Raw genomic sequence first — 11,667 nt, 5'->3', positions numbered from 1 at the left:
CGACGAGACCTCCACGGTGGCGAGCCGACCGCGCTGCACGAGGGCGTCGAGCGCCCGGCCGCCACGGCCGGTGACGGTCATCGACGGCCGGTACCGCGCGGCGGTGCGCAGGGGGACGATCCGATCGAGCGCGCCGGCGTCCTCGACCTCGCGGACGTGACGGTCCGAGCAGTTCTGCACGCCCTCGACGACGGAGCAGCCGTCGGCCGCGCCCACGTCGGCCTGCAGGAGCACCGTGGCCGGCGCCGCCCATCCTCGGGGCAGGAGCGGGAGACGGAGGGGTCGCGCGAGGCCCACCGCGTCCGGGATCCCCACCTCCTGGAGGGCGAGGGGGCGCTCGGCGCTCGTGGCTCCGCTGATCCGCAGCCGAGAGACCCGGCCGACCTCCACGAGGACGGCACGACCGTCGCGGAGCACGACGTCGCGCGGTCCGTCCTGCGTCGTCACCCGCACCCGGCGCTCCTCGCCGTCGCGGCCGGCCGCGGTGATCGGCACGATGCCGAGGTCGACCTCGCGGCCGAGGTCGAGGTCGATCCAGGCCTTCCGGTCGAACCGGCCGGGATCCGCGGTCCACGCCGTCGTCGGGTCGCGGTCGAACGCCGCCCACGGGCTCGCCGACGGGTCGGTCCACGGCGAGGCCCCGGCGTCGGACCGCGACGACGACGCCGTGAGCGCCTTGGCACCGCGCAGCACCGGCACCGTCGACCACGGCTCGACGGCGTCCTGGGAGTACCGGTGGACGGGCCGGTCGGCCCGCCACGGCTCCTGCCGGGTCAGCGAGGCCGACCGGTTGTCGCGGACGGCCGCGAAGTCGGCCTCGCGGCGCCGGTTGCCGTCGGTCAGCACGACCGGTGCGTCGTCGAGCTCGTCGCCGGCCACGTCCTGCGCCATCACCGTCGTCGGCGGAGCGGCCCCGCGCTGCTCCAGACGCAGCAGCGACCGCGCGTCGCCGACCAGCACGCCCGTCCGCGACGTCGGCGTGGCGGTGCGCGACGGGTCGACACCGTCGAGCACGAAGACCTCGACGGCCTGTCGCGGGGCCTGCAGCCCGGCGTCGACGAACGGTCCCGCCCCGTCGGCGCCGTCGAGCCGGGGTCCGCCGCCGATGACCGGGCCGAAGCCCGCGGCGCGTCGCACACCCGGCGTGCTGAGCAGCGTCGACCGCACGGTCTCCGGCGACAGCACGTCGCCGGAGCGGGAGACGTCGAACCGGACCACGAACGTGCGCACACCGGCGCGTCGCAAGGTCGCCGCGAGACCGGCATCGCCGCGACCGGACTCGAGCGCCGCAGAGACCGCGTCCATCCACTCGATCGTGCCGCCCGGCGTGAGCGGGATGACGTTACGGACCGCCCACGGCGAGCGGGCCAGCGGCTGCAGCGGCTCGTCGTTCGTGCGACCCCACGCGTACTCGCCGAACGTCGTCGCCGGCAGCAGCAGGGCCCGTCCGGGTGCGTTGTCGGCGAGCCAGTCGGCGGTCTGGGTCCAGTACTGCGGCACGTCGACGTAGCTGCCGCGCGGGGCGACGTGCCCGGTCCACGCCGGCGCCGTCGCGCCGGCGAGCGCCGCGCAGGCCAGCACGGCCACACCGACGGCGTTCGTGCGTCGCACCGCGCCCGACCCGCGCGCCAGGAGGACGCCCAGCAGGTGCGCGAGTCCCAGCACGAGCGGCAGCCGCACCAGCACGTCGAACTTGTGGGTGTTGCGCACGGGCGACAGCACGCCGTCGAGCAGGGCCTGGACGTCGGTCGCCCCGAGGCCCCGCGTCGCGCCCACGTGGCCCGCGGTGACCGCGACGAGCCCCAGCACCAGCCCGGTGACCAGGTAGCGACGGTGCGGCACGTCGCGCCGCGCGAGTCCCACGAGACCGAGCGCCAGCACGAGCACGCCGTTCAGGATGAGCAGCCGGTCGGTCACGAGGAGGCGTCCGGCGTCGGACCAGAGGTCGACGTAGGGCACCCAGTTGGTCGTGCCGCGCAGCGCGTCGAGCACGGTCGCCGCGAACGTCGTGGTCGGTGCGGACTCGATGTAGTCGAGGAACGGCGGGCTGTAGCGGCCCAGCAGCAGGAGCGGCAGGATCCACCAGCAGGTCACGGCCAGCACGAGCGGCGGCCACCACAGCAGCAGGGCGCGACGTCGCGGCCCGCTCGCCCCGACGAGCAGGAACCAGCCGGCGAGCGGGACGACCGCGAAGGTGGCGACCGCGTTGACGCCACCGACCGCGCCCACGGCGAGCGCGCTGAGCGCCGCGTACCGGCGCGGGTCGCCACGCCGGGCGCCGAGGACGAGCGGGAGGATCACCCACGGGGCCACCGCCGACGGCCACACCTCGATGGACGACGGCCCCAGCACCGACAGCATGCGCGGCGACAGCGCGAAGGCGAGCGCCGCGACGATCCGCGAGGCGTCCGAGCCGATGCCGAGGGCCTCGGCCAGCTTCACCACCCCGACGAACGCGACGACCAGCACCACGGCCCACCACGCACGCTGGACGACCCACGGGGGCAGCTGCGCGAGGTCACCCAGCCCGAAGAACGGGCCCATCGGGAACAGGTACCCGTACGCCTGGTTCTGCACCTGGCCGAACGCGCCCGACGGGTCCCAGAGCGTCAGGGCCCGGCCCAGGAACCCCCACGGGTCGACCGTGAGGTCGAGCTTGGTGTCGGTGACGACCCGACCCGGGGCCTGGGCGAACGCGAGCGCCACGAGCACCGCGGACCACGCGACCAGGCGCGTGCGTCGGCGACCGTCCCCCCTCAGCGTCTGCGCAGCACGATCGCGAGGTTCCACGTCACCACCTCACGCACGACGGGCACGCGCAGCACCCACCACGCCCAGCGCGGCAGGTAGCGCGGCACGAGCGCGAGCACCTCCACGTCGGGGCGCGACCGTGCCCAGCGCAGGCCGGCCGCGGCCGTGACCGCGAACAACGACGTGCCGAACACGTTCTTCGGAGGGTGCCCCTCGCGCCGGGCGTAGCGTCGGGCGGCGCGGTGGCCACCGAGGTAGTGCCAGGGAGCCGTCTCGTGACCGCCCCACGGTCCCCACCAGAGGGTGTAGGAGCAGAAGACCAGGCCGCCGGGCCGGGTCACGCGGACCATCTCGTCGGCCATCAGCCACGGGTCCGGGACGTGCTCGAGGACGTTCGAGGAGTACGTGACGTCGAAGCTGCCGTCGGCGAACGGGAGCTGCATGCCGCTGCCGAGCACGGTGCCCGGCTCGGGGGACCCGAGACCGGACAGCTCGCCGAGGTCGGCGTCGAGCGGGGTGTACCGGGCGCCCGCCCCACGGAAGGCACGCGCGAAGTAGCCCGGTCCGCCGCCGACGTCGAGCACCCACGCGCCGTCGAGATCGGCGAAGTGCTGGACGTGCGCGACCGAGTCGGCCGCCAGCGCACCGTAGAAGCGGTCCGGGTCGGTCTGCTCCACCTGGAACGCCCGGAAGAGCCGCCAGGAGCGGCGCAGCGTGGGACGGAACGGCGCAGGCACCAGGGCACGATACCCCCCACGGAGGTCCAGTCCTGACGTAGACTGCGATCACCGTGTTGAGGGACACGGACGGCGCCCCGGCGTCGAGGGAGCGTCGGCCGCGGCCGGCACGAGGAGGGACCGGCTAACCACGCCGGGGCACACGTGCACATTCTTTTCTGCAACTGGCGCGACACGCGCAACCCCGAGGGCGGCGGCTCCGAGCACTACGTCGAGACCATGGCGCGCGGCCTCGTCGAGCGCGGCCACCAGGTCACGATCGCCTGCGCACGCCACGACGGTGCACCTGACGACGAGGTCGTCGACGGCGTCCGCTTCGTGCGGCGCGGCAGCAAGCTCGACATCTACGTCCTCACGTTCCTGCGCCTGCTGACCCGCCGCTACGGGCGCGTCGACCTCGTCGTCGACGTGCAGAACGGTCTGCCGTTCTTCACCCGCTGGGCCACCCGCGCCCGTGTCGTGGTGCTGGTGCACCACGTGCACCGTGAGCAGTGGCCCGTCGTCTACCCGGGCCTGGTCGGCCGCGTCGGCTGGTGGATCGAGAGCCGCCTCGCCCCGCGCCTGTACCGCCGCAGCCGCTACGTGACCGTCTCCGCCGCCAGCAAGGCCGAGCTGGTCGAGCTCGGCGTCGACCGCGACCGCATCCGCATCGTCCACAACGGCAACGACCCGGCGCCGCGCGCCGACGTCGAGCGCTTCGACGTGCCGCGCCTCGTGGTGCTCGGACGCCTGGTGCCCCACAAGCAGGTCGAGCACGCGATCGACGCCCTCGTGGCCGTGCGACGCACCCACCCGGGCGCCGTGCTCGACGTCGTCGGGTCGGGCTGGTGGGACGAGCAGCTGCACGACTACGCGCGCGAGGCCGGCGTGTCCGACGCGGTCGTCTTCCACGGCCACGTCGACGACACCACCAAGCACGCGCTGCTCGCGCAGGCCTGGGTCATGCTGCTGCCCTCGCTGAAGGAGGGCTGGGGCATCGTCGTCGGCGAGGCCGGTGCGCACGGCACGCCGACGGTCGCCTACGCCTCGGCGGGCGGCACGACCGAGTCCATCGACCACAAGGACTCCGGCCTGCTGGTCGAGGACCGTGACGAGCTCGTGCAGGCGACGTGCGACCTGGTGACCGACCACGAGTGGCGCGCGTTCCTCGGCGAGGGCGCTCGCACGAAGGCGGCCACGTTCACGTGGGGCGCCTCGCAGGCCGCCTTCGCGGCGGCGCTGGAGGACTGAGAGCGGCGACGCAGCACACACGACGAGGGGCCCGGTCCGAAGACCGGGCCCCTCGTCGTTGCTGTGCTGGATGCGTCAGTTGCCGTAGCTGACCGTGCTGGTCTGGACGGGCTCGGTGCCCGCGCTCTGCTGCGACTGCACGACGCCGACGGCGGTGGCCGCGGCAAGTCCGCATCCGACGAAGAAGGCGACGACGCCGCCCACGATTGAAGTTCCCACGTTTGTCCTCCCTCGAGACCACGTCAGGATACCAGGCAGGGAGACCACACGGGGCCGGACACGTGGCACAGGTCTCGTCGGGTCGCCGTCACGGGCTCGGCGCCACGGAGCTCAGCGCCGCGGTCGGGGGCTGCGCGTGCGCACCGCACCGACGGCCGCGCCGACCGTGGCGGCGAGCGCCACGACCACGGCAACGCCCCACATGCCCCAGGCGGCCGTGGTCGCGACCCGGTCGGTGTCGTCGACCTGACGCACGCGCGCGCCGGGGACCGACAGCACACGCAGGTCGGTGCCGCCGACCCGCTGCAGACCCCGCACCTGCCGGGCCGCCCGGTCGGCGTCGGGCGCCGTGGTGTCGAGCACCACGAGCCCGACGCCCAGGCGCGCGAGCGCACGCGGGACGTCGCGCGACCGCAGGGCCTGACGGACCTCTGCCGCCTTGCGATCCTCCCCCGCCACCGTCCGCCCGCCGACGACGAGCCGGTCGTCGGTGAGGGTGGTGCGGTCGAAGTAGCGGCCGGCCGGGTCGAGGACGGGACGTCCGTCGTTCCACGCCGGCGCGCGGTAGGCGGTGAACGGGAGCACGAGGAGGTCGCCCCGTACCTGCGACCGGGCGACGAGCTCCCGGGCCGTCTCCCACGACGCCGGGTAGCGGACGGGCTCGAGCCGGCCGCCGATCCCGTTCGCGAGGGCGGGCAGCAGCGCCAGCGGCAGCAGGACCCCGACGACGGCCGGGACCGCGGCGAGGCGACGTCGGGCGGCGACCCGCACGAGCGCGTCGACACCGACCGCGAAGGCCGCCACGAGCAGCGGGGCGACGAGTGCGAGGTACCGCGAGCCGTCGCGGAGCAGGGCCACGGCGCCCGAGCGTCGCACCAGGTCCTCGACGAGCTCCGGCGCGGCCCAGCCGAGGAGGGCGACCACGAGACCGACGACCGCGACCGGCGCGAGCGTGACGAGCGTCAGACGGTCGGTCCGCGCGAGGACGACCAGTCCTCCGAGGGCGACCACCCAGAGCACCACGGTGAGCACGAGCGAGAGACCTGTCCCGCGGCCGTCGGGCACGACGTCGCCGTTCCAGATGCCGCCGAGGGACAGCGCCGTCCCGACGTGCCCGAGGGCCCCCTCGGCCCGCAGGGCGAACGCGGTGACGCCGAGCGGGTCGGCGTCGACCGGACCGCGCAGCACCGACGTGACCACCCACGGGGCGTTGAGCACCGCAGCCAGCACGACGACCCGCAGGTAGCCGAACCGACGTCCGGCGAGCAGACCCGCCACCAGGCCCATCACTCCCCCGGCCGGTGTGAGGGCGGCGCCGGCGAGCGCGAGCACCACCACGCGCGGGCGGGGGTCGTCGCGGCGCAGCTCGCCGACGAGCCACAGCAGCCCCGCGTAGCCGAGCAGCATCGGCCACTGCCCGATCGCGAGGCGCTCCAGCACGTAGGGGTTCCAGACGGCCAGGGTCGCGGCGGCGAGCCGACCAGCGGTCCCGAGCGTCGGGACGAGTCGCGCCCCGCCGACGCCTGCCAGCACGAGCGCGCCGAGCAGCACGAGCCGTTGCACCACCTGCGGGTCGACCGCGGCCCCGAGGAGCCCGGCCACCGCGTCGGACGGGACGGCGCGCGGCAGCGCGCTGCCGAGGCCCCACAGGTCGTCGCGGTCGAGCGCGAGGCGCGGCACCCAGACCATGTCGTAGGAGAGGACGTAGCCGGGGCGGAACCAGGGCAGGCCGACGAGCACCGCCAGCACAGCGCTCCACTGCAGGACGATCGCGTCGCGCCACCGGCTCATGGTCCTCCTCGTTCGAGCCTCACCCTAGAGGTCGAGGGTGCCCCGCGCCGATGCTTCCGTCGGGCGACGGGACCAGGGGCTGGCTAGGGTGACCCGGTGACGAGCACCAGCCACCGCCTCTCGAGCGGCTCGACGGTCGCGCTCGGCATGGTCGGCATGAACGTCGCCATCTACGGGTTCACCGTGGCGGCCGCGCGGACCATGGTGCCGGCGGAGCTCGGTGCTCTCGTGGCCCTGCTCGGCGTGCTGCTCATGGGCAACGTCGTCTCGCTCGGCATCCAGGCGGTCACCGCGCGACGGATCGCCGTGGCGCCGCAGGACAGCGCCGACGTGATCGGCGTGGTGCTGCGGGTGACGGCCGCCGCCGCGCTCGCCGTGGGTGCCGTCGTGGCCCTGGCGTCGGTGGCGCTGGTACCGCTGCTGCGCCTCGACTCGGCCTGGCCCGTCGTCCTCGCGGGCGCGACCCTCGTCCCCCTGACCGTCATGGGCGCCCAGGCGGGCATCGCGCAGGGCTCGGAGCGCTGGCGCACCCTCACCGGCATCTACCTCGCCAACGGCTTCGGACGGCTGCTGTGCGGCACGATCGCGGTGCTCGTCGTCCCGTCGGCGACGTCGGCGATGGTCGGGATCGCCGTGGGCGCGTGGGCTCCCGTGCTCGTCGGCCTGCCCCTGCTGCGCGGACACCTGCGACCGGCGCAGGGGGTCAGCCGCCGGCCGCTCGTCCGCGAGACGGTGCTCGGCTCCCACGCCCTGCTCGCCTACTTCGTGCTGAGCAGCCTCGACGCGCTCGTAGCCCGCAACCGGTTCGAGGCGCACGAGGCGGGCCTGTACGCGGCAGGGCTCATCCTGTCGAAGGCCGCGTTGTTCGCGCCCCAGTTCGTCAGCGTCGTGCTCTTCCCCGACCTCGCCCGCGACGAGACCCGCCGCGCCCGCGCGCAGGCAGTGCTCGCGGTCGCCGGGCTCGGCGCGGTCGCCGTCGCCGCCACGGCCCTGCTCCCCCGCCTCGCCCTCGTGCTCGTCGGGGGCGCGCAGTACGAGGAGATCGCCGGTCGCCTCTGGCTGTTCGCCCTCGCCGGCTCCTGCCTCGCCGTGGTCCACCTGCTCGTCTTCGACGCGCTCGCCCGCCACGCCCACGGCGTCGTCGTCCTGGTGTGGGTCGCCGCCGCCCTCGTCGTCGCCGTCGCCTACGGCTTCGACGTCCACCTCACCGGCCTCGTCACCACCGTCGCCACCGTCTCCGCCGCCCTCGCCCTCGTCGTCTGGTTCGTCCCGGGCCGCACCACCACGCCGCGCTGAGGCGGATCTCGGGTCGGCCCTTCGTTGGCTTGCTGGTGTGCTGCCGCGGCCGGCGCTGGGTGTGGTCTCCGAAAGGGCCTCGACCGGGCGGCTGGGTGGGGCGTTGGTCTGGGGTCTCGGGCTGCAGGTTGCGCTCGGGGTGGACGCAAGATTCTGCGTTCGCGCGTCGGAGGTCGAAGGCTTCTGCGCTTGCTACGGGATCCCGTCATCAACGCAGAAGCGTTCGACCTCCAGCACACGAAGGAAGCATCGTGGGTGCCCTTGGGGGTGGGGTGGGCAGTGATTCTTGCGTCCCACGCGAGCCACAGCCCGAGAACCCGAGCCGCCGCCCTCCCGGCCCCCGGTCGAGGCCCTTGCGGAGCGCAGGACGAGTCGAAGCCGCGCCAGCGCAGCCCACCCGAACGAGAAGCCCCGCCGACGCATGCCCACCAGAAGCAAGGACGATGCGCTCAGCGACGTCGGCGGCGGCTTCGGCTCAGTGGGCGGCCTCGTGCCAGGTGCGGCCGGTGCCGACGGAGACGTCGAGCGGCACGGAGAGCTGCGCCGCGGAGGCCATCTGCTCGCGCACGAGGGTCTCGAGGACGTCGCGCTCGCCGTCGGCGACCTCGAGGACGAGCTCGTCGTGGACCTGCAGGAGCAGCCGCGACCGCAGTCCCTGGTCGCGCAGTGCTGCGTCGACGCCCAGCATCGCCACCTTGATGATGTCGGCGGCGGAGCCCTGGATGGGGGCGTTGAGCGCCATCCGCTCGGCCATCTCGCGTCGCTGGCGGTTGTCGCTCAGCAGGTCCGGCAGGTAGCGGCGACGGCCGAGGATCGTCGCGGTGAACCCGGTCTGGCGGGCCTCCTCGACCACGCCGTGCAGGTACGTGCGCACGCCACCGAAGGTCTCGAAGTAGTCGTCCATGAGGCCCTGCGCCTCACCCGTCGAGATCTGCAGCTGCTGGCTCAGCCCGTAGGCCGACAACCCGTACGCCAGCCCGTAGTTCATCGCCTTGATCCGGGCCCGCAGTCCCCCGTCGATGTCGGTGGGCTCGCGCTCGAAGACCTTCGCCGCCATCACGGTGTGGAAGTCGTGCCCGGAGCGGAACGCCTCGATGAGGTCGGCGTCCTCGGACAGGTCGGCCATGATGCGCATCTCGATCTGGCTGTAGTCGGCGGTCAGCAAGGTCTCGTACCCCTCGCCGACGACGAACGCCTCGCGGATCCGCCGACCCGACTCGGTGCGGATGGGGATGTTCTGCAGGTTCGGGTCGGCCGAGCTGAGCCGACCGGTCGCCGCGATGGTCTGGTAGTAGGTCGTGTGGATCCGGCCGTCGGGCTGCACGGTCTTCTGCAGGCCCTCGACGGTCTGCCGCAGACGCGTCACGTCGCGGTGCGCGAGCAGGTGCTCCAGGAACGGGTGACCGGTCTTGACGAACAGCTGCTGCAGCGCCTCGGCGTCGGTGGTGTAGCCCGTCTTCGTGCGCTTGGTCTTCGGCATGTCCAGCTGGTCGAAGAGCACCTCCTGCAGCTGCTTGGGCGACCCGAGGTTCACCTCGCGGCCGATCGCCTCGTAGGCCTCCTCCGCCGCTGCCGTCATGCGACCGGTGAACTCCTCGTGCAACGCGTCGAGGTGCTCGGAGTCGACGGCGATGCCGGCGGTCTCGGCGGCAGCGAGCACGTGCACGAGGGGCAGCTCGACGTCGCGCAGCAGCGTGAGCGCCTCCTGCTGCTCCAGCTCCTCGGCGAGCACGCCCCACAGGTCGAGCGCGGCGCGGGCCCGCTGGGCGGCACCCTCGACGCCCGCGGTGTCGTCGTCGAAGGCGAGCTGGCCGGAGTCGTCGGCCGGGCTCAGGTCGCGCTTCAGCGCACGCAGCGCGAGGTCGGCGAGGTCGTAGGAACGCTGGTCCGGACGCACCAGGTAGGCGGCGAGCGCGGTGTCGGCCGCCAGACCGCCCAGCGACCAGCCCTGCGCCGCCAGCGCGTGCCGCTGCCCCTTCGCGTCGTGCATGACCTTGGGGCGCTCCGCGTCGGCCAGCCACGAGGCGAGCACCTCCTCGTCGGCCGGGTCGAGCGACTCCGGCGCGAGGCTCACCGCACGACCCGCCGCCGTGGCGACGGTGAGCATGTCGACCCGTGCACCGACGGGGCGCAGCACACCCGTGACCTCGACCCCGACCGGCTCGGCTCCGGTGTGCTCCTCGAACCACGCCGCGAGCGTTCCGGCGGCGGGTCGGTCGACGACGACCTCGACGGCCGCCTCGTCGCTGCTCGACTCGTCGCCACCGCCCAGGTACTCGAACAGGCGGGTGCGCAGCGCCGCGAACTCCAGGGCGTCGAACACCTCGTGGATGGCGTCGCGGTTCCACTCGGTGCTGAACGCGAGGTCGGTGGGCTTGGCCGGGAGGTCGAGGTCGCGCACGAGCGCGTTGATGCGCCGGTTGCGGAGCACGTCGTCGAGGTGGGCCCGCAGCGACTCCCCCGCCTTGCCCTTCACGGCGTCGACGTCGGCGACGAGAGCCTCGAGCGACCCGTACTGGTTGATCCACTTGGCTGCCGTCTTCGGCCCGACCCCGGGGACGCCGGGGAGGTTGTCGCTCGTCTCGCCGACGAGCGCGGCGATCTCGGGATAGTGCTCGGGGGTGACCCCGTACTTCTCCTCGACCGCGGCCGGTGTCATCCGCGCGAGGTCGGAGACGCCCTTGCGCGGGTAGAGCACGGTGGTGGTGTCGGTGACCAGCTGGAGCGCGTCGCGGTCGCCGGTGCAGATCAGCACCTCCATGCCGGCTTCCTGAGCCTGCGTCGTGAGCGTGCCTATCACGTCGTCGGCCTCGAAGCCGTCCTTCTCGAACGCGGTGATGCCGAGCGCGGCGACGACATCCTTGATCAGCCCGACCTGGCCCTTGAACTCGTCGGGGCTCTTGCTGCGGTTGCCCTTGTACTCCGCGTACTCCTGCGTGCGGAAGGTCTGCCGCGACACGTCGAATGCCACGCCGACGTGCGTCGGGCGCTCGTCGCGCAGCACGTTGATGAGCATCGAGGTGAAGCCGAACACTGCGTTGGTGTGCTGCCCGGTGGTCGTGGAGAAGTTCTCCACGGGCAGGGCGAAGAAGGCTCGGTAGGCGACGGAGTGACCGTCGATCAGCAGCAGTCGATCCACGTCGTCGACTCTAGACGCACCGGCGGACAGTGGCCTGCGGCATGTGCCTCGTGTGCGTCGTCGTGGGGTGGTGTCGTCGTGGTGGTGCGCTGCGGAGCGGGGGCCTCGACCTGCTGGTGCGCTGCTGCAGGGGGCCTGTGCTCGGTGGTGCGCTGCCGCAGGGGGTCTCGACCTGCTGGTGCGCTGCCTCGGCCGGCGCTGGGGGTGGTCTCCGAAAGGGCCTCGACCGGGCGGCTGGCGGCGGCGCTGGTCTGGGGTCTCGGGCTGCGACCCGCGTCGAACACCAGGATCTGCGTTCATGCGTGGGACTCCAAGACTTCTGCGTTTCCTACGGGATCCCGTCACCAACGCAGAAGCGTTCGACCTCAGGCGCGCGAATGAAGAATCGTGGGTGCCCTTTGTCGTGGGGGGACGCGAGATTCTCCCTTCTCGTGAACCGTTCCACGCGAAGGGAGAATCACCACCGCGCCCCGGCCGCCATCGGTGGATCTGCAACCGCAGAAG

Annotated in this window: 7 protein-coding genes; 2 read left to right on the top strand and 5 right to left on the bottom strand. The window is 73.4% G+C overall.

What is annotated here, in order from left to right:
* Together NH339_RS06665 and NH339_RS06660 are read right to left on the bottom strand one after the other, a co-directional pair.
* On the bottom strand, positions 1-2,790 hold a 2,790-nt coding region (locus NH339_RS06665; RefSeq protein ID WP_253023690.1), incomplete at its 3' end, for an alpha-(1->3)-arabinofuranosyltransferase family protein.
* Complete coding sequence (locus tag NH339_RS06660) at positions 2,757-3,488, bottom strand: class I SAM-dependent methyltransferase (protein WP_236749712.1); 732 nt, start codon at positions 3,486-3,488, stop codon at positions 2,757-2,759. The genes NH339_RS06665 and NH339_RS06660, both read right to left, overlap by 34 nt.
* Before the next feature lie 144 nt (positions 3,489-3,632).
* Here NH339_RS06660 and NH339_RS06655 point away from each other — a divergent pair, with 144 nt between their 5' ends.
* Complete coding sequence (locus tag NH339_RS06655; protein WP_253023689.1) at positions 3,633-4,718, top strand: glycosyltransferase family 4 protein; 1,086 nt, start codon at positions 3,633-3,635, stop codon at positions 4,716-4,718.
* 75 nt (positions 4,719-4,793) lie between these two features.
* On the opposite strand, the gene NH339_RS06650 is transcribed toward NH339_RS06655, so the two are convergent.
* The gene (locus tag NH339_RS06650; RefSeq protein WP_158509204.1) at positions 4,794-4,937 is read right to left on the bottom strand and encodes a hypothetical protein; all 144 of its coding nucleotides are present in this window, start codon (positions 4,935-4,937) and stop codon (positions 4,794-4,796) included.
* Between the two features lie 111 nt (positions 4,938-5,048).
* Positions 5,049-6,728 (bottom strand): hypothetical protein, encoded by a 1,680-nt coding sequence (locus NH339_RS06645; protein WP_253023688.1) that lies wholly within the window; start codon positions 6,726-6,728, stop codon positions 5,049-5,051.
* Positions 6,729-6,824: 96 nt separating this feature from the next.
* Here NH339_RS06645 and NH339_RS06640 point away from each other — a divergent pair, with 96 nt between their 5' ends.
* Positions 6,825-8,024, top strand: coding sequence for a polysaccharide biosynthesis protein (locus NH339_RS06640; RefSeq protein WP_253023687.1), 1,200 nt, complete (start codon positions 6,825-6,827; stop codon positions 8,022-8,024).
* 475 nt (positions 8,025-8,499) lie between these two features.
* On the opposite strand, the gene polA is transcribed toward NH339_RS06640, so the two are convergent.
* Positions 8,500-11,163, bottom strand: a complete 2,664-nt coding sequence (gene polA, locus NH339_RS06635; protein ID WP_253023685.1) for a DNA polymerase I — start codon at positions 11,161-11,163, stop codon at positions 8,500-8,502.
* Positions 11,164-11,667: the final 504 nt, after the last annotated feature.

The sequence above is a fragment of the Aeromicrobium sp. CnD17-E genome, from assembly GCF_024124745.1.
Classification (GTDB): Bacteria; Actinomycetota; Actinomycetes; order Propionibacteriales; family Nocardioidaceae; genus Aeromicrobium.
The sequence above is the reverse complement of the archived record's forward strand: the minus strand, read 5'-3'. Positions and strand labels throughout refer to the sequence as shown.